Here is a 23,749-nt window from a genome sequence, read left to right as displayed (position 1 = left end):
TTTTGCAGACTTTTATAAAACTATTGCTATTATGCTTAGAACTCATACCTGCGGCGAATTAAATATCAGCAACTTAGGCCAATCGGTTACTTTATGCGGATGGGTACAAAAATCGCGCGACTTGGGCGGTACCACCTTTATTGATGTGCGCGATCGTTATGGTTTAACTCAATTGGTATTCAATACCGATTCTGATGCTACCTTGCGCGAAAAAAGCCGGGAGCTTGGTCGGGAATTTGTAATAAAAGTTACCGGTAAGGTACTTGAGCGTTCTAATAAGAATACCAAAATACCTACCGGCGAAATTGAGATCACCGTTGAGGATATTGAAATACTAAACGCGGCCAAATTACCTCCGTTTTTAATTGAGGATGAAACCGACGGCGGCGAAGAGCTTCGCGCTAAATACCGTTACCTGGATCTGCGTCGTGCACCTATACGCAACAACCTGATGCTGCGCCACAAAATGGCACAGGAGATCCGCAAATATTTGGACAAGCTGGATTTTATTGAGGTAGAAACACCGGTATTGATCAAATCAACTCCCGAAGGCGCTCGCGACTTTGTGGTACCAAGCCGCATGAACCCGGGCGAGTTTTACGCCCTGCCGCAATCGCCGCAAACATTTAAGCAATTACTGATGGTGAGCGGTTTCGACCGTTATTTCCAGATCGTGAAGTGTTTCCGTGATGAGGATCTGCGTGCCGACCGTCAGCCGGAGTTTACACAGATCGATTGTGAGCTTTCGTTCATCACCCAGGAAGATATATTAAACATTTTTGAGGGACTGACCCGTCACCTGTTCACCACCGTAAAAGGTATTGATCTGGGCGACTTTCCGCGCATGCAATATGCCGATGCCATGCGTTTGTATGGATCAGACAAACCCGACGTTCGTTTCGGGATGGAGTTTGTGGAACTGAATGATATTGTAAAAGGCAAGGGTTTTGGCATTTTTGATAATGCCGAGCTGGTGGTAGGTATCAACGCCAAAGGTTGCGCCAGCTACACCCGCAAACAAATTGACGAACTGACCGAGTGGTTAAAACGCCCGCAAATTGGAGTTACCGGCATGATCTATTGCCGTTACAACGAGGATAGCACACTGAAATCATCGGTTGATAAATTTTACAGCGAAGACGAGCTCACCAACTGGGCGGCCGCTTTCAACGCCGAAAAAGGTGACCTGATGCTGGTACTGGCCGGCAACACCGATAAAGTACGCAAGCAACTGAACGAGCTTCGCTTAGAGATGGGCAGCCGTTTAGGCCTGCGCGATAAAAATAAATTCGCGCCGCTATGGGTGCTGGATTTCCCGCTGTTGGAGTGGGATGAAGAAACCAGTCGTTACCATGCCATGCACCACCCGTTCACTTCGCCGAAACCAGAGGATATTGCCCTTTTGGACACCGATCCTGGAGCAGTACGCGCCAACGCGTATGACCTCGTGATCAACGGTACCGAAGTTGGTGGCGGTTCTATCCGTATCCACGACCGTGGCATGCAATCGCTGATGTTCAAACATCTTGGTTTTTCGCCGGAAGAAGCACAAAAACAATTCGGCTTTTTGATGGATGCCTTTGAATATGGCGCGCCTCCGCATGGTGGCTTAGCGCTTGGATTTGATCGTTTGGTATCCATATTTGCCGGACTGGATTCTATCCGTGATGTGATCGCTTTCCCAAAAAACAACTCGGGCCGCGACGTCATGATCGATTCGCCATCCACCATCGCCGATACGCAGATGAACGAACTGAAGATCAAAACAACAGTTTAAGTAAAAACAAAAAATACCAGAAGCTCTCTTCAAATTCCGCTCTTTAGCTGATATTTGGAGGGAGCTTTTTTGATTAAAACACTATGACCAAATACATTTTACTATTAAGCGCTTTTGTGATCTTCCTAACCTCATGCGGCGGTTCTATGTCGGGCCAGATGGCGCAGCAGGCCAAAGTCGATGACTCCCTGATCCGGGTATACCTGAAAGCCAATCCGCAGATCAAAGCGGTGAAAGATCCATCGGGCTTATATTACCAGATCATAAAACCAGGGGCAGGCATTGCCCCTACCGAAGGTTCAACCGTAACCGTTAATTATACCTGTTCCCTCATGGGTGGGCAGCTGTATGACAAAGGCAGCAATTTCTCGAGCCCCCTATCGGGGCTGGTTAAGGCCTGGCAAATAGCGGTGCCGCATCTAAAGCCCGGTGGGAACATTGTTCTATACGTGCCCTCGCACCTGGCCTATGGCGCAGGCGGTGCCGGCCCAATTCCCGAAAACGCGGTACTGACATTTGATATCGATCTTATCAGCGTTCAATAGGCGCTAAAATATTACACTCACTATATCGTTTAGTGATTAACAACAGGTATGATTTTATATGTAAATAAAAACCCATAAACATGAAAAAAATTCTACTATTATTGTTCGCTCCCCTTTTAATTTTATTATCCTGCTCCAAAAAAGATAGTCAGACTACTGACTCGACAAGACAGGCTGTTAAAGACGAAACTGCCATTAAAGCATATTTAGCCGCTAATACCAGTATCCACGCAACCCGGGATCCATCGGGCTTGTACTACCAGATCTTAAAACAAGGCACCGGCAATGCCCCCACGGCAACCTCCCTTTTCACAGGAAATTATGCCGGCAAATTGCTTAATGATACCACATTTGCCGGCGGTACTTTTAATAAAACCCTATTGTCCGATTTTTCTTTAAAAGGATTGATCATTGGTGTTCCTTTGGTTAAAGAAGGGGGTAGCATCCTACTCATTATGCCATCAGCTTTAGGTTATGGCGCTAATCCACCAAGCCCCAACATCCCGGCAAATTCAGTATTGGTGTTCACCATTGATTTAACTACTCTTGAGTAAAAAGATAAAAACCCTGACGCTATTTCGATATTGTATTTTATTCATTACTGTTTCGTTTTAATCGACAGTTAAATTTATATTAGGTGCTCTCAAACTATTAGCGATAGATGAACATGAAAAAATACTTTTTACTATTGGGCCTGGCGATCATCACGCTATCGTCCTGTTTAAAAGATGATCCACAGCAACAAACCGTTGTGGCTGACCCGGCTGTACAGGCTGCCACTGATGATGCCGCAATAAAAAAATACCTGGCCGCGCATACAGACATTGTTGCCACTAAAGATACTTCGGGCATATATTATCAGATCGTAACCCCCGGAACAGGTCCAAACCCATCAGGCGGATCAACCGTTACCGTTAACTATACAGGCAAGCTGCTTAACGATAATCCGTTTGATTCGCAAACCAGTTACCAAACCAGCCTGTCATCTGTTATTACTGGCTGGACCATCGGCGTGCCCTTTGTTAAAGCAGGCGGGCGTATTATCCTGCTCATTCCATCCAGATATGGCTATGGCCCTTATCCAAACGGCCCGATACCGGCAAACTCGGTATTGATCTTTACGATAGACCTCATCAGCTTTAAATAAGCTACAGTGATTATTCTTAAAAAAGGCAACATTTCAAAATGCTGCCTTTTTTGTTGTTTATGTTTATATTTAGAGTAAATAATACGGCATGAAAAAACTTTACACCTTATTACTGTCCTTAACCAGCCTACAAGCGCTTGCACAAACAGATGTGTCGAGCATAATAAACACTAAAGCCGATGCTCTGCAAAGCAAGATAGTTGCCTGGCGGCGCGATTTTCATGAACACCCGGAATTGGGAAATCATGAGGTACGCACATCCGGCATTATTGCCAAACACCTGCAGTCCTTAGGCATACAGGTGCAAACAGGTATTGCTACCACCGGTGTTGTAGGTATTTTAAAAGGTGATAAACCGGGCCCGGTTGTGGCCTTGCGGGCGGACATGGATGGCTTGCCGGTAATTGAACGTACACCCGTGCCCTTTGCATCAAAAGTAAAAACCACCTATAACGGGCAGGAAGTTGGCGTAATGCATGCCTGCGGTCATGATTCACATATGGCTATTTTGATGGCCGTGGCACAAATACTATCTACCATGAAAAGCGAGCTGCATGGTACCGTAAAATTCATTTTTCAGCCTGCGGAAGAAGGTGTTGAACCTGGTCAGAAAGGCGGCGCCGAAGAAATGGTGAAAGAAGGTGTACTGGAAAACCCAAAGGTCGACGCTATATTTGGTTTACACATCAACTCCCAAACCGAGGTGGGTAAGATCACTTATCGCCCGGGCGGAACGATGGCCGGCGTAAATGACATGCAGATCATTGTAAAAGGGCGGTCGGCACATGGAGCTTATCCATGGTCGAGCATTGACCCGATCGTGGTTTCGGCCGAGATCATCAACAACCTGCAAACTATTGTGAGCCGTAATATTGATGTAACGCAAAACCCCGCGGTAGTTACCATTGGTGCCATCAAAGGCGGTAACCGGTCGAACATTATACCTGAGCAGGTAGAAATGCTGGGCACGCTACGCTCTTTTACCCTTGCCGACGAGAAACTGCTGATTGAGCGGGTTAAACAAATAGCTACTAAAACCGCCGAAGCACAAGGCGCCACCGCCGAAGTAAAGATCCCATACAGCAATCATTACCCGGTTACTTTTAATGATGTTAAGCTAACCGAAAAAATGCTGCCGAGCCTGCAGCATAGCGCCGGAACCGAAAATGTATTACTGCGCCCACCCGTTACCGGTGCCGAAGACTTTAGCTTTTACCAGGAAAAAGTGCCCGGGCTTTTCTTCTTTTTAGGCGGAATGCCCAAAGGGCAGGACCCGCTCAAAGCGCCATCACACCACACGCCCGATTTTTTTATTGACGAAAGCGGATTTACATTAGGAGTTAAAGCCCTTTGTAACTTAACTTTGGATTATATGAATAGCTATGGTAAATAGTACAGATCATATTAACGGCTTCGTAAGATGAAAAACATATTCACTATAGCATGTGCCGCCTTGCTCCTAAACTTTTCGGTTGCGGGCAAAACATATGCTGCAGGCATCAATAGTGTGGATACTGCAAAAACTATAAAAACAATAAAGCCCGAAGTTTTAGAAGTTGTGAATGCCGTGTTGAAGGCTTCCTATACTTTTAACATCGAAAAAGTAGCTGAGTTTTATACCCCTAATGCTGTAGTGAGCGATGAGCAGCAGCCCTATTCCTGGGCCGGCCCACTGGCAGGTGTACAATGGATAAACTCAGTTCAGAAGGCGGTAAAAGATTTTAAAATAAAAGATTTTAAGGTTAATGTAAAACGGATCAAAGTTTTTCAGCAGACCGAAGAAATAGCTTACCTGGTAGTTCCCGTGGAGTATACCGGTACTATCAATGGTGATCCGTTTGACGAGGAGGGCGCCTTTTCATTTGTGCTCCGTCTTGTCAGCGACAAATGGCTCATCAAAAGCCAGGCCTGGGTACCCAAAAATGGTCTTTAATATATGATACCCTAGCCCCATCTATATGCAACCCGATCTTATTACCTTTCAAACCTTTAATGACCCGGCTTTAGCCGGTGAACTTACCGCACTGCTGGAACAACATCATATTCCGCATGAGTTAGAAGAAAGCCAGCTCTCTTTTAATCCTGCGTTTTCCTACACAGAGTTAGCCAAAGATTATGCGGTAAAAATACGGGCGGTAGATTTTGAACTGGTAAACCGCTTGCTTAATGACAGCGAGCGTACCAATATTGACCAGGCAGATCCGGATCATTATCTGTTTGGTTTCAGCAACGATGAGCTCATAGATGTTTTAGCCAAAGCCGATGAGTGGAGCCCGTTTGACTACCAACTAGCCCGCAAGATACTTACCGAACGGGGAGTTGAAATTAACGATCAGGAGCTATCGGGCTTGCACAAAAGCCGGATAGAAGCCCTTAAACAACCGGACCCTCCACAAACTATCTGGATTGTTATAGGATATATATTTGCTCTTGCAGGTGGCTTATTGGGCCTTTTTATTGGCTGGCACCTGTCGTCATTCAAAAAAACCCTACCCGATGGCGAGCGGGTATACGGCTATAATGAAAATGACCGGAAACAGGGCAAACGAATATTTTATTTGGGACTGGTGATGTTGGCGTTAGCCATTGGGTATAAGCTTTTCCCGGCTTTTTCGTGAATTGATATAAAAATAACGGCCATTGTCTACCCTCCTTTTCATCTGCAGTAAAAACCAATGGCGAAGTCCAACTGCCGAGCTTTTATTTAAGAACCATCCGGTGCACCAGGCATACTCTGCCGGCACCAGTGATAAGGCACGCATCCGGGTCAGTCAAAAAATGATTGACCGCGCTGAGGTGATATTTGTGATGGAACGCAAACATCAGCAACTATTAAAACAACGTTTTGATATCACCGGTAAGGAACTGGTGGTACTGGATATTGAAGACAATTATCAATTTAATGATCCCGAGCTGGTAGAGATATTGGAGGAGGCTTTGAGGGAGTATTTGTAAAAGTAATCATTAAAACAACACACGCATCATTGCGAGGTAGAGGGAAGATTATCCCAAAATCTCCCTGATGTCATCCGCGGTAAGCGACTTGATAAAACTTTCTTCGGTGGTGATGAGGGCGCGGCTCAGGCTTAGTTTGCGTTGCTGCAGGGCCAGGATTTTCTCTTCTACCGTATCTTTAGTGATGAACTTGTAGATGAACACATTTTTGGTTTGGCCGATGCGGTGCGTGCGGTCAATGGCCTGCTGTTCCACAGCAGGGTTCCACCAGGGGTCAAGTATAAATACATAATCAGCCTCTGTAAGGTTTAGGCCTACCCCACCTGCTTTTATCGAGATCAGGAATACGCGTGTTTTCTGATCTTCCTGAAATTGTTTTACCACATCGCCCCGGTTCTGGGTACTACCATCCAGGTACACATAAGGAATACTTTCCCGCTCAAAATGTTCGCGGTAAATACTCAGCTGTTTTACAAACTGCGAAAATATAAGCACCTTATGCCCGCCATCCAATACATTGGTAAGGGTATGTACTACGTTCTCAAACTTGCCGCTATCTCCCTCATAATCACTGTCTATCATGATCGGGTGATTGGCTATTTGCCGTAGTTTGATCAGGCCTTGTAATACTTGTATCTGGGTTTTGGCAAACGTACCGTCTTCCAGGCTTTTGAGCAGTTCGTTACGGTATTCTGATTTTACTTTTTCATATACCGAAGCCTGCTCTTCGCTCATCTGGCAATAGAAAAGGTTTTCGGTTTTTGGCGGCAGCTCGGTAGCTACCTGCTCTTTGGTACGGCGTAAAACAAAAGGTTTTATCAGGGCCTGTAATTTACGGGCTTTATCCTCGTCCTTTTTCTTTTCAATAGGCGTTACAAACTCGTTCTGGAAAAATTGCTGACCGCCCAGCAAACCTGGATTAATGAACGACATTTGCGTCCACAGGTCGTTCACCGAGTTTTCAACCGGGGTGCCGCTCAGTATCAGCTTAAAGCGCGATTTGAGCTGCTTAACCGCCTGGAACGATTTGGATGATGGATTCTTGATGTTCTGGCTTTCGTCCAGTATCACATAATCAAAAAAGTATTCCTTGAACATACCAATATCAATGCGACTGATGCCGTAAGTAGTGATCACCACATCGTAATTGGCAAACACATCGGCCGAGCGGTAACGCATGGTGCCGGTATGCACCATCAATTTAAGCTGCGGCGCAAACTTTTTAGCCTCATTAAGCCAGTTATAGATCAATGAAGTAGGCATGATCACCAGGGATGTAGCTTTGCTATCCCCCGCCTCTATATCTTCTTTATGCTTTTGCAGCAGGGCCAGGGTTTGTATGGTTTTACCCAAACCCATATCATCAGCCAGGCAACCGCCAAAATGATAGTTCTTTAAAAAATGAAACCAATTATACCCCGCTTTTTGATAGGGCCGCAAGTTACCGGCAAAATGCTGCGGCATCTCCACCTCCTCCAGTTCCTCAAAGTCAGTTAGTTTTTGCAGCTTGCGGGTTATGGTCACGTTGGCCATTTCGCCTTCGGCTAAATCATTTACCAGGCCTATGTGGTGGCGGCGCAATTTCAGGTCATTACCACCCTCAGAAAAATGCAGCAGGTTGCCGTATTGCGAAAACCATTTTTCGGGGATCACCGCTATCTCGCCCGATGGCAGCGTAAACTCCTTTTTACGGTTAAGGATATGATTTTTAAGCTGGATGAAGGGTATGCTGTAGGGCCCAAACCATACAATGGCATGAATATCAAACCAGTCGTTATTTTCTTTTACTTCCAGATCAATTTTGCTGTTGCCAAACACATATCGTTTTTGGCCCTCGGGCTGTTCCAGTTCAAAGCCCTGCTCAATCAGCTGGTCATGGTGCTGGTTAAGCCATTCAAAAACCGAGAAAGAGTGATCGGCGTCCTCGTCATGGTTATCCACTTCCAGGTTCTGGAACAGGCTCGAGGCTGTCTTGAGCCCCATTTGCTCCAGCTGCTGCATCTTGTTCTTTTCCCAGGTGATGGAACGTTTGATGCGGTGGAATATATATTCGTCGCCATTTTTCTCCATCCGTACCGATACATGCCTCCCATCGCCATAAGGGAAAATATAGCCGGCATATTTAAAATACAATTGCAGCTGCGAGGTGCCACCCTCGATGTAAATAGGCTTCAGCGCTGCCTGGGCATCGTACTTTTCGGTATTAATGACAAAACCTTCAGCGTATACATTATGCTTTTCGATCAAGGGAGCCACAAACTTTTCAAAGTAAGATTGCTCTGAGGACCTCGGTATGGCGATATAACGTTTGTTCAGGAATGGCTGCAGCTTTTTGCCCTCTATCTCTTTATCGAAATAATACAGGGTATCATCCAGCAGCATCCAGGCCGGGTGATTGCAAATGATCTCAGCATTTTTGAACATGAACTCAATGCGCATGCCCTGGTATTTAATGGTCGGGAAATACCTGATCTCCTCCTCATTACGCCTGAAATGGAACAGTACCGAAGCGGCTTCGGTGGCTAACTGCAGTTTACGTTCTGCCGGATAACCCTCCTTGCTCATCTGGTATACCTGTTTACTGCACAGCAAAGCCAATGCCTCGGCCATACGCTTTTCCATTTTGGGGCGGATGGTATCAAAAAGCTGCTCATTAAATATCTTGGAGAAAAACTCAAAAGGGCGGATAGGCTTTTTATAATAACGTTTAATCACGTTACCTTGCTCCATCTCTTCTAATATCCTGATCAATTTGATGTCGGTATCGTCCAGGCAATGGACAAATTCTTTGGCTGTATTGGAGAATAAACGCTGGTGGGTTAGTGAAAATTCGCCGTTTGGATTAAGCTGAACGATGTGTGGCTCAATAACGTACGACAAATACTCATGCCGGGCAATGGCATAAATGATCTGGCATGGTTTGGTACTGTCGACGCGTAACATTAACTTTTAATAAAAAATTAATAGAAGCTACATCAACAAAAAATTCAAACGTAATGAGAATTTACTTTATTTGAAAGTGTTTTCTGTTAAATAATTGTTAACACGGGTTTCTATTTGATTAAAAGTTGATTTTAGTTCCCCCTTTAGGGGGTAGGGGCTAAAATTCCAGTGCCAGCTGATCGCCCGGACCGGCTTCTTTTTCCTGTTTAGATTTAACCATTGCATCACCAAAGTTTGATAGAGATATACCCAACAGCCTAACTTTGGCGTCCTCTGTATAATTAGCCGCCATGATCTGTTTAGCCGTTTGGTTGATGGTTTCCAAATCGTTAAAAGCCTCCGGGAACGATTGGTTACGGGTGATCTGTTTAAAGTCGCTGTATTTTACTTTGAGGGTAAGTGTACGGCCTTTCAGATCGTACTTAAGCAGGCGGTTATAAACCGTGAGCGCTATTTTATCCAACTCGGCATCCATTTCCTCCAGCGTGGTAAGATCATAAGCAAAAGTATCCTCGGCTCCTAATGATTTGGTTTCGCGATGCGGCTGCACCTCGCGGTTATCCACTCCCCGTACTATCTGGTAGTAAAACCGGCCGGTTTTACCAAAGTGCCGCACCAGTTCCTCTTCGGTGAGCTTTTTCAGATCGGCACCGGTGTGCAGGCCCATTTGTTTCATTTTTTGCGCGGTTACTTTTCCCACGCCAAAAAACTTTTCAACGGGTAATTGCTCCATAAAATCTTCGATGCTGGATGGGCCGATGAACTTTAACCCGTCGGGTTTATTGATATCCGATGCAATTTTGGCTACAAACTTATTGATGGATACACCTGCCGATGCCGTCAGCTGCAATTCATCTTTAATAGCCTGCTTAATTTGTTGGGCTATTTCAATGGCCGAACCTATGCCCAGTTTATCATGGGTAACATCCAGGTAGGCTTCATCTAATGATAATGGCTCAATCAGATCGGTGTACCGGCTAAATATTTCCCTGATCCTTTGTGATACTTCACCATACGCCGCGAACCGTGGTCGTACAAATATAGCATCAGGGCAAAGCTGTACCGCCCGTTTTGAGGACATGGCCGAGCGAACGCCAAATTTCCGTGCTTCATAACTGGCGGTGGCTACTACGCCACCCCTGCCTTGCGGCGAACCACCCACCACCAGCGCTTTGCCCCGGTACTCCGGAAAGTCGCGCTGTTCAACAGACGCGTAAAAAGCATCCATATCAATATGGATAATTTTACGGATGATCTGTACGGGCTCGTTTGGCATTAGGACAAAGATACGGAGAGGCTTTGCTAAAATGAATAGCTAAATATTTATCACCTACAGCGGAAAATTTTTTCTAACATCAAATAAAAATCATGTCATTGCGAGCGTGGCAATCTCCTCATTTGCATATTGAACGCGATGAGATTGCTTCGTCGTTCCTCCTCGCAATGACATGATAAATATAGATTCAGCATGCCCTTTTACCGTCCATCCCTGTCTTCCACCGGCATAAACTGTAGTTGTTTTTGAAAATACACATCCCAGCTGTGTTGTTGCACGCGGTCGGTCATGTGCTGGGTGTCCTCATCGTAGTCGGTATTCATCTGCTTGTATTTGTTATCGATACGATTAAACAGGTTCATGGCTTCGTATTGATAATTGCGACTGAAACGGGTTTTGCCAATTTCGCGCAGCAATTCCTGCTGCTCCAGGTAAGCAATGGTGTAATGGCCCTGTTCGTGCTTTAATATTTCGGACAGCGCCTGATTGGATGTTATCCGGCTCCTGTCGAGCCAGGATCTTTCGGTATTCAGTACCAGCTTTACAAAGGCATTGAGCATAAAGCCGCCGTTTACGCGATTAGCCTGATACTTAAAATCAATGGTGCAGTTGGTATAAGCAACTACGCCGCGTGCATTTACACGCGGCGCGCCGCCAAAATCGTTAATGGTTAGTTGATGGAATTGTTGTTGGGCCTGTGCCCCGGTTATCGTTATTAAAAACAGGGCTGCTATGAGCGCCTCTTTAAGCCATCTTACATTCATGAATTACGCAGGTTAAACTTTTACTTTTTGACTTTGTCATTCTGTAAAAGGTTTAAGCCCATCATTTCTTTTAATGTATGCTGCATCTGATCGGTTGAACCGTCAAGGAATATCACGTTGCCTTGCGAATTTTCGGCAAAGTGTTTGATTGATTCTGTCCACATCGTAAACATGATCACCGAGGTATCCATATTAGCCTCGGCCATTTCTTTAGCGGCTACGGTCATACCACGGGCAACTTCCTCACGGAACAGGGCAATACCCTGGCCACGCAACTGGGCAGCCTCACGTTCGGCCTGTGCCGAGATCTTGATAGCGTTACCTTCGGCCTCAGCCGCTTTTGTTTTGGTGATCAATAATGCCTGTCCTTCGTTTTCGGCGGCTGCTTTCAGGTTGTTGGAAGCTACTACCTGGCTCATGGATTTCATGATCACATCGTCAAACGTAATATCGTTCAATTGCAGATCCTGTAAATGGTATCCCCAGCTCTCCAATATCTGATCAAGCTGTTCTTTTACGTGCTCTACAATATCCCGTCTTAATATCAGCACCTCGCTCTGGCGTTTGGTAGCAACAAAAGCGCGGATAGAGCCTTCAACCGTACGGATAAGCGCCTGCATGAGGTTACGCTCATCAACAAATTTAAAGGCCACATTTTTAATGGTTTCTTCCTGCTGATCAAGCACCGAGTACAGCAGCATGGCCTTAAAATAAACATTGGCCTGGTCAAACGTTACTGCCTGAAACTCCAGCTCAACCGAACGATTCTGGATAGAGATCTTGGAGTATACGTTTTCGATAAATGGCAGTTTAAAATTTAAACCCGGTGTAAGTATGCGCCGGTATTTTCCAAATATGGTAATTACCACTATAGTGCCCTGTTTTACAGACACAAAAGAGGTAAATATGATAATTAAAACAATGAACGCAATAATAAAAAAAGTGATTTGTCCTGGTCCCATGGTTGATAATATTTAGATAAATAAATGTAGCACAAATTATTGGTGTGTTATTTGTTTTTATAAAAATGCTTTATAAAACAGCACCAGATAACATGAACCTAAAACGAACTTTTGGAGCCATATTAACCGTACTCGGTATCATTGGCTTAATTTATACCGGGCTGGGTGTCATTAACCACAGCAGCCGGACCACAACATTGGTTGTTGTAGGTATTATAGCCCTGCTATTTTTCTTTACTGGGATCAGCCTGGTACGTAATACCAAAGACGAAGCTTAGGGCTTCGTCTTTGGTACAAGTTTTTTATAGCAGTTTAATCTCCCTGGCACTGAGACATTAACAATTAATCATTTTCAAGATTAATTATTTATATTTTTATCAGGGAGTAACCGTTTTACAAAAAACTTAAACCGCTGGATACCGCAAAATATATTTTCAGAACCCTGGCCATTTATCTATTGCTATGCATGGCTACCTTTTTAATGCTAAAGGGTATCATACGATACTATCCCATGCAGGACAACATTGGTTTTCTGCAATTTAAACAAGACTATATACATATTTTGCCCTGGAAAGTGGCATTTTATACCCATGTCTTTACCATTATATTCGCTTTATTGGCTGGTTTTACACAGTTTTCAGCACTTATTTTAAAAGACCACACCAACATACATCGTTTAGTGGGTAAAATTTATATCTATGATGTTTTACTGATCAATGTTCCTGCTGCCATGATTATGGCGATATATGCCAACGGTTTGCTGCCCACTAAAACCGCATTTGTTATTTTGGATTGTCTATGGTTTTGGTTCACTTATAAAGCGGTTATTGAAATTAAAAAAGGTAACGTTGCCGCTCACAAGCGTTTCATGATCAGGAGTTACGCCCTCACCCTTTCGGCGGTTACTTTACGCGCCTGGAAAATAATTATTTTAAGCTTTGTGGATATCGATCCACTGCATCTGTACATGATCAACGCCTGGATGGGCTTTGTGCCTAATTTATTATTTGCAGAGTGGCTGATCAGAAGAAAGCGAAAACCCCTACCGCTCAAAACGGAAATTATACGCGATAAGCGTTAATATGGCAGCAAGAATTATTACAAAGCTGCCGATTAAAGTAAGTATACTGATCAATTTAACCCGGGGATTACCTGCCTTTCTTAATTTGTTGCGCGTAATTAAGTATATAATATAGGCCGCTACAGCTGAAATGATAACGGGTAGTATTAAAAGAAAAAAAAGGAGAAAACCCATGTTTTTAAGATTTAGGAACGTTTTAAAACTAAATATAATGATTTTCAAGAAATAGCGGGAGATACTTTCCATTAGGAGACGCAATTATGCGTCTCTACAAAAAACAAAAAACGTAGAGGCACATAATTGTGTCTCCTGCTATTGCTTGCAGAAATCTTATTTAGCTTCTGATCTCCCCCCCTGCTTGGAAAGATATTCTTCCAATTTTTCAACGTTTTGTTTTAGACCTTCATCTGCTTTGTGTACTTTGATAACGGTTTCACGTATTTCCGCGGTATCAAATAACATCGTCCAATCAATCTGGGTTTCTTCGCCTTTGGATTCAAAAAGAACCGTTGTAAAAAAATGTGGATTGAAGTGTTCAAACACGATTTTCTTGAACGGGACAATTTCCTTGTAAATACTTTTGTTCGGATAGTCGGTACCATCAGGTCCGTGCAGGGTCAGGTTCCATTCTCCACCTTCTTTAAAATCCATTTTGTGGATGGTAGAAGTAAATCCGTTTGGTCCCCACCAGTTAATAATATGTTCGGGATCGGTCCATACTTCCCACAGCAGTTCAATGGGGGCCTTAAACGTTCTGGTTATCCGCATCTCGCGGTTCGCTGTTTTTTCCATGGTTTCTATCGTTTTGAATTTTTGTTACATATTGATCAAGGCTATCAAAGCGGGCCTCCCAAATCAGGCGGATCTGATCCAGCCAAAGATCAATCTCCGTCATTTTATCCATCTTGATCTGGTAATAGATCTCCCTGCCCTTTTGGTTTGATTCTACAAGACCACACTCAGTTAGTATCTGAATATGTTTGGAAATGGTGGACCGGGCGCCATCAAAATTATCGGCAATTGCACCTGCAGTAATCGTCTGTGAAGCCAAAAGTGCCAGGATCGCCCTTCTTGTGGGATCGGCTACGGCCTGAAAAATGTCTCGTCGTAATATCATCTTGTCGCCATTTGACGACAAATATATGTAACGCCAAATGACGACGCAAATTTTATTTCATTTTTAATTAAGAAAGTCACTTTTTATTCCCTACCCACAGGAGGGATGTGTTGGGCAGGTGTAATGGCAGGGAGGGGTTTCTACGCGCGGGGATTAGCCCATTCCATAAACCCCTTCCTCCCCTTCCCGAGGGAAGGAATCGCACCGGGCCTTGGCTCTTTTGATGGGTGTCATACTGAGCTCCGTCGAAGCATAGGAGGAAGGCCTCTGCGCTCAACCCTTCGACGGAGCTCAGGGTGACAGCCACATTTTGTAATATTATTAATACACTATGCCTAATCATGGATTATTACTCAACGTCTCTTGCGGAGGCCCTAAAACATGGTTTACAGTGTAAACCCATAAAATGACATAAATAATTATTAATTACTTGATTATCAATTAAATATAAAAATGTTAACCCAAAAAGTGTAAACCATGTAAACCCAATTTTTAGATATAGCCAACAAAAAAGGCGGATCAATTGATCCGCCTTTTCGTTTTTACATCTTCAATCCTTACTGCGCGCTATTCCGCGGATCGGGCTTGCTTTTTAATACATATTCTTTTGGTGTTTCGGCTCCTGCCAGGTTCTTTACAAAATAGTCCCAGCGACGGCGCATCATGTAGTATGAGTTTTGGCCATAACCATGGGCGTTGTTCGGGAATACCACCAGGTCATAATCTTTGTTGGCTTTTTCTAAAGCTTCAATAACCAGCAAGGTATTATAAGGTGGTACGTTATCATCCATTAAACCATGAGCCAGCATGAGCTTACCTTTCAGGTTTTTAGCATAGTTTTGATTAGCCTGGGCCTCGTAGTTGGATACGCCATCAGCCTGTGGGGTTAACAGACCAATATAGCGTTCGCCCCAGTCGTCCTCATAGTTACAGTTATCATGGTTGCCCGACTCGGATATACCCACTTTAAAAAATTCCGGGAAACGGAACATGGCTGCGGCAGTTGCAAAACCACCGCCCGAGTGTCCCCAGATACCTGCTTTATTGATATCGATATAAGGATATTTTTGAGCCAGTTGCTGCATAGCAGTAACCTGATCGGGCAGTGTATTTTCAGACATGTGGCCATAGTTCATATCATGATAGCTTTTTGAACGCAGCGGGTTACTGGTGCCTTCTATCTGTACTACTACAAAGCCCAGCTCGGCAAGAGCCTGACAATCGCCATGGGCCGATGCAAACGCCCAGCTACCTACACTACCACCTTGCGGACCAGGATAAAGATTATTGATGATGGGATATTTTTTGTTGGGATCGAGCTGCGTAGGCACATACATTAAACCATAAATATCGGTTTGGCCGTCATGCGCTTTAAGCGTTAACGGGATCGGAGCTTTCCAACCCGAAGCCAGCAGCCTGCTGATATCTGTTTTCTCCAGTGTGCTGATCAGTTTGCCATTCAGATCACGCAGAACGGTTACCGGTGGCACATCAGATTTGGAATAACTATCTATAAAATAATTCTCTCCTGGTGATAGCGTAATTTGGTGGGTACCTTCTCCCGGACTCAACAGCGTAAGTCCTTTACCATTAAAGCCCACTTTGTACAGATGGGTAAAATAGGGATTACCCGGCTCGCGGCCACCAGCCAGGAAATAGATCAGACGGTTCTTTTCGTCCACTTTCAGCAGTTCGGTAACTGCCCAATCTCCTTTGGTGATCTGGTTTTTAACCTTGCCGGTAAGCGCATCATATAAATACAGATGTCCCCAGTTATCGCGTTCCGAAAACCAGATGATCTCATTGGTTTTGGCCAGGTATCGCCAGTTGATAGCACCCTGACCCGATTCATATTGCGTAGCTACGGTTTCTTCAAAAACCTCTTTTACGGCGCCTGTAGCAGCATATGCAATACGGAATTTCTCTTGTTTGTGATCGCGGGAGGTTGATACAAAAGCAAGTTTGGAGGCATCGGCAGTCCAGTCCACATCATCAAAAGTACCGCTACTGGCAATATCGTCGCTCAGGGTAGCCCGATGCGGATCGGGAGCAACCTGTATATTGATCACTTTCGGTTCATCTACATTAATGATCACCCGGGTTATCATGGCGATTTCCTTATCCCCGGGAAGCGGGTATTTCCAGCTCTTTAGTGTAGGGTGACCAACATTGGTACTAACCAGGTACATATCACCCACATTACGCTGATCCTGTTTAAATGTAGCTATCTTTTTAGAATCAGGCGACCAGCGCACGATAGGACCGTCTGACGATTTCCAGCCGGCATTATCTGTAGCGTAGCCAAAATCTTTTATTCCATCGGTGGTCAGTTGCGTTTCTTTCCCGGTTTTAATATTACGCACCCAAAGGTTGTAATCTTTGATGTAGGCCACCTGGCTGCCATCGGGCGAAGCAACTTCGTCGCCTCCACCTCTTCTGCGGGAATGAGTGGCACTTTGGCCAACCATGGCATTATCAGCTGTACACTGATAGGTTTGCAGATCGCATTTCCACGATTTACCATCGGCACCAAATGAGATCGATTTCAGATCATCCGAAAAACTCAAAGTGCGAAACGGCAACTTGTTGGCTTCGTAGGTTTTGCCAGTAGCTGTTGATATAGCTGCGGCCAGTTTCTGCTGGTCAAAAGCCTGTACACGTGTTTTTTTAACGGGATCAACCAAAATAAATTCGCTTCCCTGGGGTGTTAGTATCCGGTACCAGAATTTATCGCCCGGTAGCCAGTTAGGGCTTACCCTGCTGTGATCAACCAATTGCTCGGTATTATAGCTCAGGAAACTTTCGGCATGGGCATAATCCTTATCGGTTAAAGTGTTGCTTTGCTGTGCATTTGCTGTCCAAACAAATGCCATAGCGGTTACTGATAATAAATATTTATTCATACGCTGCTTAACAGGATTAATTTTGAAAATCAGGATGCAAATTAATGCTTTTTACCGGAGCTATTGGTTTGGCTCTGTAACTTTTGTGAGTGAATTATCAAACCGGGCGACTGCGGTTATCTCTCCACTGTCGGCAATGCTCAAGCCGGCATTAGGGAAGTCGGTTTCCGTCAACATCCGGATACGGCGCATAGCCTGGTTCAGCGTATCCCTCACCAATCCTTTATCATGTGCCTGCTTAAACGAAATAATGCGGCCGCTTAAAAACTCACCTTTTTTATTTACGTACACTTTAAGCAAGGGAGCCATACCACAAATACCGCTTACACTTACACATTTATACGTGCAAAAATTCCCAAGACTATAGGCTATCAAACGGTTCTTATACATTTCCATCGCCCGGTTCACGTGGGGGCCATTACCAAATATCAGGTCGGCGCCGGCATCAATGGCATTGTGGGCAAAGGCATGCACATCGCCACGTTTTTCGCCGATGAAAGATTCTACCGCGAAAGGCACATGCTCGTAATCAACACCCTCACCACCACCATGAAATGATACAATAACAATATCACTGCGCTGTTTCAAATCGCTGATAATACGGGCGGCTCCTTTCAGATCGTGTATAGACACTGTATTGGCGTTTGGCGCAAAGGAGCAAAAACCATAGCGTACACCATTCACCTCAAACACTGTTGAAGGTTTAATCTGCAAACCGGCATAGTTTATACCAAGGCTGTCCAATGTTTTTGTAGTGCTTTTACGCCCGTGAGCGTCAAAATCATTGATATGGTTATTGGCCAGGCTCAGTAAATTAAACCCCGCATTTTTTAAAACCGACGCATATTTGGTAGGCATCCGGAACAAATAAGCTTTGCTCTTTTGATGAAGCTTGAAATGAGCGGGGCCACCAGTATCAACCAGCGCGCCCTCCAGGTTGCCAAATGCTACATCCGTATTTTTTAATTCGGCAGCGGCGGCCTTAAAACTATTACGGCCACTATCCGGCGGCAGGGTGGTACTATCCGGGTATGAGGTTCCCAGCATGATATCGCCAACGGCGGCAATACAAAGGGAGTCGTGCCGTACAGGTGTTATCTGGGATGGTAAAACTTTGGCAAGGCGATGTTTTTTGTGTTTAATAACCGGCTGCCTGTTTTGGGCCGGGCTTTCGCAGGCCTGCAAAAACAATAATAAGCAAGCTGTTAAAAGCAAGATCTGTAACCTTATAGCAAAAAAAAATCCCCTCATGTTCATGAAGGGACTAAATTAATTTTTTTATTTCGGACTTCGGATGTTCGATTCCGGATTTAATTATTCTTATCCTCGTCGGTTTCGGTAGCCGAACCGGTAAATTCATTTTTGAACGAAGCCAGCAAACGACCGCCTTTGTAAAAATAACGGCTATAATAGTTATCATCCAGGCTGCTGATGGCTACCCCTCTTGACGAAGCATGAGCGAATTTGTTGTTGCCTAAATAGATACCTACATGTGATATACGGCGGCTGTGAATTTTAAAGAAAACCAGGTCGCCTTCTTTCAGGTCATCGCGACCAACAGGGTTTACCATGCTGAAAATATCGCGTGAGCTTCTTTTAATATCCAGGTTAAAAACCTCGCTGTATAATTCTTTTGTGAATGCTGAACAATCGATCCCTCTTCTTGATTCGCCGCCAAAATGGTAAGGGGTGCCTATCCAATCGTAAACAAAGTGAAAAAGTTTCATATTTGAGGTGGCGGATAACGCGACACCCATGATCTGTGATAAATAAGTTTTAGCTAAACTTTCCTGCTCATCAGGCGCCTTGTCGGCAGTGGTGTTCGGAGTACTTGCGGTTTGAGCTTGTGAAGCCAAAACGCTGAAAAGTAGTACTATAGCAAGAGTAATTTTCTTCATTTAACGCGTTAGTTTGCTGTTAGGGGCAACAAATTGTTTATTAAATCAGACACTTATGTCCACCAGTGGCTACAAAACTATCTATATTTTTTAAAATTGCAAATAAATGGCACTTTTTTTTCAAAAAATATAAATAAATTATCTATACTAAAAATCTTATCAACCAAAGCCCATCAGTATTACGCTTATGATACTTTTAAGGTTATCTTTTTTGCGCGTTTTTTTTCTTTTTTGTAAAAATTATATACCACAAACAACCTAAAAATGCTTAAAAACACTGTTAAACCGCATTATCGTGTCAAAAAGGCTTCGGCAATATCACCATATAGCCATATAATGTTTGGTTAAACCCACAAAATGCGGTCAAGGCTGCTCATTTATAGCCCTTTCTTAAAATAAAAGATAAAACATCACAACAAATTCATTGCAGTTTCGATATTTTCACGGATATATTTAGATTTGCGCTTTACTCCAAGATTATTGATTGTTTTAATTACATGAGTTCAATCGAAATTAATAAAGACACTTACCTGATGTGGTACGAACAAATGCTGTTAATGCGTAAGTTCGAAGAAAAAGCAGGACAGTTATACGGACAACAAAAAATCAGGGGCTTTTGCCACCTGTATATTGGGCAGGAGGCTGTATTAGCCGGAGCTATGTCTGTAATTAAACAGGAAGACAGCATGATCACCGCTTACCGCGACCACGCTCATGCGCTTGCCAAAGGTGTAACCCCCAATGCGGTAATGGCCGAGTTATATGGCAAAGCTACCGGATGCTCAAAAGGCAAAGGTGGTTCTATGCACATGTTTGACAAGGAAAAGCACTTTTATGGCGGCCACGGTATCGTAGGCGGCCAGGTACCTCTGGGTGCGGGCATTGCTTTCGCCGAAAAATATAAAGGTACCGAGTTTGTGAACATTGCCTATATGGGCGATGGTGCTGTACGTCAGGGTGCACTAACCGAAACCTTTAACATGGCTGCTTTATGGCAATTACCGGTAATTTTTGTTTGCGAAAACAACGGTTACGCCATGGGTACTTCTGTTGAACGTACTACTATCCAAACAGATATTTATAAATTAGGTTTACCTTACGGTATACCATCGTCAGCTGTTGACGGCATGGACCCAGCTGCGGTACACGTAGCTATGGACGAAGCTGTTCAGCGTGCCCGTCGTGGTGAAGGACCAACCTTTTTAGAAATGCGCACCTATCGCTACAAAGGTCACTCCATGTCTGATCCTCAAAAATACCGTACTAAAGAAGAGCTGGAAAGCTACAAGGCTAAGGACCCTATCGAAACTACCAAACAAATTATAGTGGAGAAAGGTTACGCTGATGATAAATGGTTTGAAGAGATCGATGCCAAGATAAAAGACCTGGTTGACGAATCAGTTAAGTTTTCTGAAGAATCACCATGGCCGGAAGCTTCTGAGCTATACACCGATGTTTATGTTCAGGCTGATTATCCATACATCAGAGACTAATTAGTAGTCAATAGTCGCGAGTTATAAGTTATAAGTCTTTTTTTGACTCAGAACTTAATACTTCAGACTCAAGACTAACTATTATATTTATAAGAAATTTTTAAAACATATAAATAGTATATGGCCGAAGTAGTTAAAATGCCTAAAATGAGCGATACCATGACCGAAGGGGTATTGGCGAAATGGCATAAGAAAGTTGGCGATAAGGTAAAATCCGGCGATGTATTGGCCGAGATTGAAACTGATAAAGCTACCATGGATTTTGAATCGTACCAGGACGGCACCCTTTTATATATAGGTGTTGAGGAAGGCAGCGCTGTTCCGGTTGATGCTGTTATTGCCGTTTTAGGTAAAGAAGGCGAAGATTACAAAGCAGCCCTTACAGAGGCTGGTGGTGGTTCTGAAAAGAAAGAAGAAAAACCTGCCGAAGCTGCTGCCCCCGCAAAAGCTGAAGACAAACAACCAGCACCGGTTGCCGCTGCAGCACCAAAGGTTGATCTGTCAAGCATACCGGCAACTGTAATACGTATGCCTGCTCTTAGTGATACCATGACCGAGGGTGTTATTGAGAAATGGAACTTTAAAGTTGGCGATAAAGTAAAATCTGACGACTCTCTGGCCGACGTAGCAACCGATAAGGCTACTATGGAAGTTGTGGGTTATGAAGCAGGTACGCTTTTATATATAGGTCCTAAAGAAGGCGAAGCCGCACCGGTTAATGGCATCATAGCCATTGTTGGTAAAGAAGGCACCGATATTACGCCTTTATTACAGGACGCCACAAGCGCACCCGCTGCTGCCGCACCTGCAGAAGAAGCTGCTGCCCCTGAAGCTCAAACTTCAGCACCTGCCACACAGGAAGCTGCTGCTTCATCTGCTGATGATAGCCGCGTTAAAGCATCACCGCTTGCCCGTAAAATAGCAAAAGATAAAGGCATCAACCTGAATGATGTAAAAGGCAGCGCAGAAGGCGGCCGCATTATCAGGAAAGATGTGGAAGGATATGTAGCTCCGGCTAAAACAGCCGCACCTGCTCCAGCCAGCACCGAAGCCGCTGCTTCCGCTGCTCCGGCCAAAGCGCCTATCACTTTACCAACTTATACCGGCGAAGAGAAATTTACCGAAAGAGCCGTTACACAAATGCGTAAAGCTATCAGCCGCCGCTTAAGCGAAAGCTTGTTTACGGCTCCGCATTTCTATGTAACCATGAGCATTGATATGGATCAGGCCATCGCTGCCCGTACCCGCATCAATGATATCGCTCCGGTTAAAATATCATTTAATGATTTTGTAGTTAAAGCTGTTGCTGTTGCCTTAAAACAACACCCTGCCATTAACTCTTCGTTCCAGGGCGATAAGATCCGCACCAATGAGCATGTACATATTGGTGTTGCCGTTGCTGTTGACGAAGGTTTGCTGGTACCGGTAGTTAAATTTGCCGACGGTAAATCATTAAGTCACATCTCTGTTGAAGTAAAAGAGTTTGCCGGTAAAGCAAAAGCTAAAAAATTACAACCTGCAGAAATGGAAGGCTCAACCTTCACCATATCAAACTTAGGTATGTTTGGTGTTGACGAGTTTACCGCCATTATTAATACACCAAACGCTTGTATCCTTGCTGTTAGCGGCATACAACAGGTTCCGGTTGTTAAAAACGGTGCGGTAGTACCAGGCAACGTAATGAAAGTTACCTTAAGCTGTGACCACCGTGTGGTTGACGGCGCAACAGGTGCCGCGTTCCTGCAAACCCTAAAATCATTACTGGAAGAACCGGTAAGATTGTTAATATAATTCGGATTTCGGAATCTCGATTCCGGATTTATCATAAGAAAAAGCGATGAAGCATAAACTTCATCGCTTTTTTGTTTTGCAAAAAAAGCGCGTCATTGCGAGGTACGAAGCAATCTCTATGCTGTACAGAGAGATTGCCAAGCCAGCATCTTTTCAAAATGACGCGTGTGCCTGACCTTTTTTTAAATCCCCAGATGCCCTATAATATTCTTAAGCTGCTGCGTATGCCTTTGCGCATGATAAACCGCCTGATAGGCCCATTCCAACCGGGTAAGATAACCGATGGTAGGAAATTCCCAAAGCAGGCAGGTATCGGTCAGGTCCTTTGTTTCCACCAGGTAAATCAGGCTGTTATATACTGTTCTGAGTTTTTTGATCAATATATCCCTGTCATAAAGTTTAGTCGCCGGCGTGATCGAAGGTGCCGATTTAAATTTAAGGTCGAAATCCAAAAACATGTCTTTCACACTCTGTACATATCGGTCAGGTACCCTGTCGGTATCGCGGACAGGGCCACTTAATACCTCTACACTGCTCGAGATCGATAGTACCATGTGCTCTATCAATTCGGCTGCTGTCCAGCTACCCTCAAAGGGGACGCGGTTAACCTCACTTTGTTTAACGGGTTCAAATAAATTGAGTTGCGCTTGTGCTACAGATCCTATCAGTACCGGTAAAGGTTGTACCAAAGCATTTTTTTGTTGTTCCATGATTTTTTCTTTCCTGATGATGTTCTTTGATATTTCAAAGTTCGGTACACTGGCTTGGATATGTAGGTGGCAATAAAGACAATTTCAGGGTGATTTGCGACAATAGTTCCCTCCAAAAGTGGGTTTACATGGTTTACACTTTTTACGGTTTAAACTTATTTAATTAATTGATAATCAATTAATTAGTTTTTATTTTTTCATAAAAAACGGTTTACAGTGTAAACCATGTTTTTGGGATAAAAAAAGTGTCATTTTTAATTCCCTCCCCACGGGAGGGGCGCGATGGGAGGGTGTAATGGCAGGGGGGCTACGCGCGATGATTAGCCTGTTCCATAAGCCTTTCCTCCCCTTCGCGAGGGAAGGAATCGCACATGGCTTTGACTTTTT

At 44.2% G+C, this 23,749-nt stretch carries 22 protein-coding genes; 12 read left to right on the top strand and 10 right to left on the bottom strand.

Annotated elements, in window-relative coordinates; translation table 11 throughout:
* The first annotated feature begins 31 nt into the window (after positions 1–31).
* The 8 genes from aspS to AC57BQ_RS24195 all read left to right on the top strand — a co-directional run bounded on the left by aspS (position 32) and on the right by AC57BQ_RS24195 (position 6,424).
* A complete protein-coding gene (aspS, locus tag AC57BQ_RS24230; RefSeq protein WP_496408702.1) occupies positions 32–1,777 on the top strand; it encodes an aspartate--tRNA ligase in 1,746 nt (581 codons plus the stop codon).
* Positions 1,778–1,860: 83 nt separating this feature from the next.
* The gene (locus tag AC57BQ_RS24225; protein ID WP_496408701.1) at positions 1,861–2,322 is read left to right on the top strand and encodes an FKBP-type peptidyl-prolyl cis-trans isomerase; all 462 of its coding nucleotides are present in this window, start codon (positions 1,861–1,863) and stop codon (positions 2,320–2,322) included.
* An 80-nt stretch (positions 2,323–2,402) separates the two neighbouring features.
* The gene (locus AC57BQ_RS24220; RefSeq protein ID WP_496408700.1) at positions 2,403–2,876 is read left to right on the top strand and encodes an FKBP-type peptidyl-prolyl cis-trans isomerase; all 474 of its coding nucleotides are present in this window, start codon (positions 2,403–2,405) and stop codon (positions 2,874–2,876) included.
* A gap of 113 nt (positions 2,877–2,989) precedes the next feature.
* Entirely contained in the window at positions 2,990–3,469 is a 480-nt protein-coding gene (locus AC57BQ_RS24215) for an FKBP-type peptidyl-prolyl cis-trans isomerase (protein WP_496408699.1), read from the top strand.
* An 88-nt stretch (positions 3,470–3,557) separates the two neighbouring features.
* Positions 3,558–4,862 carry an amidohydrolase gene (locus tag AC57BQ_RS24210; protein WP_496408698.1) on the top strand — a complete coding sequence of 435 codons (1,305 nt, stop codon included), beginning with the start codon at positions 3,558–3,560 and terminating at the stop codon, positions 4,860–4,862.
* Positions 4,863–4,889: 27 nt separating this feature from the next.
* A complete protein-coding gene (locus tag AC57BQ_RS24205; RefSeq protein ID WP_496408697.1) occupies positions 4,890–5,402 on the top strand; it encodes a nuclear transport factor 2 family protein in 513 nt (170 codons plus the stop codon).
* A gap of 25 nt (positions 5,403–5,427) precedes the next feature.
* Positions 5,428–6,087, top strand: a complete 660-nt coding sequence (locus AC57BQ_RS24200) for a hypothetical protein (protein ID WP_496408696.1) — start codon at positions 5,428–5,430, stop codon at positions 6,085–6,087.
* A 22-nt stretch (positions 6,088–6,109) separates the two neighbouring features.
* Complete coding sequence (locus AC57BQ_RS24195) at positions 6,110–6,424, top strand: low molecular weight protein tyrosine phosphatase family protein (RefSeq protein ID WP_496408695.1); 315 nt, start codon at positions 6,110–6,112, stop codon at positions 6,422–6,424.
* 48 nt (positions 6,425–6,472) lie between these two features.
* On the opposite strand, the gene AC57BQ_RS24190 is transcribed toward AC57BQ_RS24195, so the two are convergent.
* The 4 genes from AC57BQ_RS24190 to AC57BQ_RS24175 form a co-directional block, all read right to left on the bottom strand.
* Positions 6,473–9,367, bottom strand: coding sequence for a DEAD/DEAH box helicase (locus tag AC57BQ_RS24190; RefSeq protein ID WP_496408694.1), 2,895 nt, complete (start codon positions 9,365–9,367; stop codon positions 6,473–6,475).
* Between the two features lie 157 nt (positions 9,368–9,524).
* Complete coding sequence (gene dinB, locus AC57BQ_RS24185) at positions 9,525–10,643, bottom strand: DNA polymerase IV (RefSeq protein WP_496408693.1); 1,119 nt, start codon at positions 10,641–10,643, stop codon at positions 9,525–9,527.
* A gap of 200 nt (positions 10,644–10,843) precedes the next feature.
* The gene (locus AC57BQ_RS24180) at positions 10,844–11,407 is read right to left on the bottom strand and encodes a DUF922 domain-containing protein (RefSeq protein ID WP_496408692.1); all 564 of its coding nucleotides are present in this window, start codon (positions 11,405–11,407) and stop codon (positions 10,844–10,846) included.
* Positions 11,408–11,427: 20 nt separating this feature from the next.
* Positions 11,428–12,369, bottom strand: coding sequence for an SPFH domain-containing protein (locus AC57BQ_RS24175; RefSeq protein WP_496408691.1), 942 nt, complete (start codon positions 12,367–12,369; stop codon positions 11,428–11,430).
* Between the two features lie 92 nt (positions 12,370–12,461).
* Here AC57BQ_RS24175 and AC57BQ_RS24170 point away from each other — a divergent pair, with 92 nt between their 5' ends.
* Both AC57BQ_RS24170 and AC57BQ_RS24165 read left to right on the top strand, forming a co-directional pair.
* Positions 12,462–12,647, top strand: a complete 186-nt coding sequence (locus AC57BQ_RS24170) for a hypothetical protein (protein ID WP_496408690.1) — start codon at positions 12,462–12,464, stop codon at positions 12,645–12,647.
* Between the two features lie 188 nt (positions 12,648–12,835).
* Entirely contained in the window at positions 12,836–13,450 is a 615-nt protein-coding gene (locus AC57BQ_RS24165) for a DUF2306 domain-containing protein (protein ID WP_496408689.1), read from the top strand.
* Positions 13,451–13,780: 330 nt separating this feature from the next.
* On the opposite strand, the gene AC57BQ_RS24160 is transcribed toward AC57BQ_RS24165, so the two are convergent.
* From AC57BQ_RS24160 to AC57BQ_RS24140, 5 genes are all read right to left on the bottom strand, one after another.
* Positions 13,781–14,242, bottom strand: coding sequence for an SRPBCC family protein (locus AC57BQ_RS24160; RefSeq protein WP_496408688.1), 462 nt, complete (start codon positions 14,240–14,242; stop codon positions 13,781–13,783).
* Positions 14,196–14,567: an ArsR/SmtB family transcription factor gene (locus AC57BQ_RS24155; protein WP_496408687.1), complete on the bottom strand. Its 372-nt coding sequence runs from the start codon at positions 14,565–14,567 to the stop codon at positions 14,196–14,198. The genes AC57BQ_RS24160 and AC57BQ_RS24155 overlap by 47 nt, the downstream gene beginning before the upstream one ends.
* Positions 14,568–15,124: 557 nt before the next feature.
* A complete protein-coding gene (locus tag AC57BQ_RS24150) occupies positions 15,125–17,470 on the bottom strand; it encodes a S9 family peptidase (RefSeq protein WP_496408686.1) in 2,346 nt (781 codons plus the stop codon).
* A 60-nt stretch (positions 17,471–17,530) separates the two neighbouring features.
* Positions 17,531–18,721, bottom strand: coding sequence for a CapA family protein (locus AC57BQ_RS24145; protein WP_496408685.1), 1,191 nt, complete (start codon positions 18,719–18,721; stop codon positions 17,531–17,533).
* 59 nt (positions 18,722–18,780) lie between these two features.
* Positions 18,781–19,368, bottom strand: coding sequence for a C40 family peptidase (locus tag AC57BQ_RS24140; RefSeq protein ID WP_496408684.1), 588 nt, complete (start codon positions 19,366–19,368; stop codon positions 18,781–18,783).
* 497 nt (positions 19,369–19,865) lie between these two features.
* Between AC57BQ_RS24140 and pdhA the strand changes: the two genes are divergently transcribed.
* The gene (gene pdhA, locus AC57BQ_RS24135; RefSeq protein ID WP_496408683.1) at positions 19,866–20,861 is read left to right on the top strand and encodes a pyruvate dehydrogenase (acetyl-transferring) E1 component subunit alpha; all 996 of its coding nucleotides are present in this window, start codon (positions 19,866–19,868) and stop codon (positions 20,859–20,861) included.
* Between the two features lie 120 nt (positions 20,862–20,981).
* The gene (locus AC57BQ_RS24130) at positions 20,982–22,652 is read left to right on the top strand and encodes a dihydrolipoyl dehydrogenase family protein (RefSeq protein WP_496408682.1); all 1,671 of its coding nucleotides are present in this window, start codon (positions 20,982–20,984) and stop codon (positions 22,650–22,652) included.
* A 182-nt stretch (positions 22,653–22,834) separates the two neighbouring features.
* On the opposite strand, the gene AC57BQ_RS24125 is transcribed toward AC57BQ_RS24130, so the two are convergent.
* Positions 22,835–23,362: a DinB family protein gene (locus AC57BQ_RS24125; protein ID WP_496408681.1), complete on the bottom strand. Its 528-nt coding sequence runs from the start codon at positions 23,360–23,362 to the stop codon at positions 22,835–22,837.
* Between the last annotated feature and the right edge of the window lie 387 nt (positions 23,363–23,749).

This window comes from Mucilaginibacter sp. BGA-UO-ETr-C110 (genome assembly GCF_059567985.1).
This window is presented reverse-complemented; position numbering and strand designations above follow the sequence as displayed.

Excerpts from the sequence above, each read along its gene's own strand:
- AC57BQ_RS24215 (WP_496408699.1), top strand. The coding sequence starts at position 2,990 with ATGAAAAAATACTTTTTACTATTGGGCCTGGCGATCATCACGCTATCG.
- AC57BQ_RS24125 (WP_496408681.1), bottom strand. The coding sequence starts at position 23,362 with ATGGAACAACAAAAAAATGCTTTGGTACAACCTTTACCGGTACTGATA.
- AC57BQ_RS24220 (WP_496408700.1), top strand. The coding sequence starts at position 2,403 with ATGAAAAAAATTCTACTATTATTGTTCGCTCCCCTTTTAATTTTATTA.
- AC57BQ_RS24180 (WP_496408692.1), bottom strand. The coding sequence starts at position 11,407 with ATGAATGTAAGATGGCTTAAAGAGGCGCTCATAGCAGCCCTGTTTTTA.
- AC57BQ_RS24210 (WP_496408698.1), top strand. The coding sequence starts at position 3,558 with ATGAAAAAACTTTACACCTTATTACTGTCCTTAACCAGCCTACAAGCG.
- AC57BQ_RS24130 (WP_496408682.1), top strand. The coding sequence starts at position 20,982 with ATGGCCGAAGTAGTTAAAATGCCTAAAATGAGCGATACCATGACCGAA.
- AC57BQ_RS24205 (WP_496408697.1), top strand. The coding sequence starts at position 4,890 with ATGAAAAACATATTCACTATAGCATGTGCCGCCTTGCTCCTAAACTTT.
- AC57BQ_RS24175 (WP_496408691.1), bottom strand. The coding sequence starts at position 12,369 with ATGGGACCAGGACAAATCACTTTTTTTATTATTGCGTTCATTGTTTTA.
- pdhA (WP_496408683.1), top strand. The coding sequence starts at position 19,866 with ATGAGTTCAATCGAAATTAATAAAGACACTTACCTGATGTGGTACGAA.
- AC57BQ_RS24140 (WP_496408684.1), bottom strand. The coding sequence starts at position 19,368 with ATGAAGAAAATTACTCTTGCTATAGTACTACTTTTCAGCGTTTTGGCT.
- AC57BQ_RS24225 (WP_496408701.1), top strand. The coding sequence starts at position 1,861 with ATGACCAAATACATTTTACTATTAAGCGCTTTTGTGATCTTCCTAACC.
- AC57BQ_RS24200 (WP_496408696.1), top strand. The coding sequence starts at position 5,428 with ATGCAACCCGATCTTATTACCTTTCAAACCTTTAATGACCCGGCTTTA.
- AC57BQ_RS24170 (WP_496408690.1), top strand. The coding sequence starts at position 12,462 with ATGAACCTAAAACGAACTTTTGGAGCCATATTAACCGTACTCGGTATC.
- AC57BQ_RS24165 (WP_496408689.1), top strand. The coding sequence starts at position 12,836 with ATGGCTACCTTTTTAATGCTAAAGGGTATCATACGATACTATCCCATG.
- AC57BQ_RS24145 (WP_496408685.1), bottom strand. The coding sequence starts at position 18,721 with ATGAGGGGATTTTTTTTTGCTATAAGGTTACAGATCTTGCTTTTAACA.
- aspS (WP_496408702.1), top strand. The coding sequence starts at position 32 with ATGCTTAGAACTCATACCTGCGGCGAATTAAATATCAGCAACTTAGGC.
- AC57BQ_RS24155 (WP_496408687.1), bottom strand. The coding sequence starts at position 14,567 with ATGATATTACGACGAGACATTTTTCAGGCCGTAGCCGATCCCACAAGA.
- AC57BQ_RS24190 (WP_496408694.1), bottom strand. The coding sequence starts at position 9,367 with ATGTTACGCGTCGACAGTACCAAACCATGCCAGATCATTTATGCCATT.
- AC57BQ_RS24150 (WP_496408686.1), bottom strand. The coding sequence starts at position 17,470 with ATGAATAAATATTTATTATCAGTAACCGCTATGGCATTTGTTTGGACA.
- AC57BQ_RS24160 (WP_496408688.1), bottom strand. The coding sequence starts at position 14,242 with ATGGAAAAAACAGCGAACCGCGAGATGCGGATAACCAGAACGTTTAAG.
- dinB (WP_496408693.1), bottom strand. The coding sequence starts at position 10,643 with ATGCCAAACGAGCCCGTACAGATCATCCGTAAAATTATCCATATTGAT.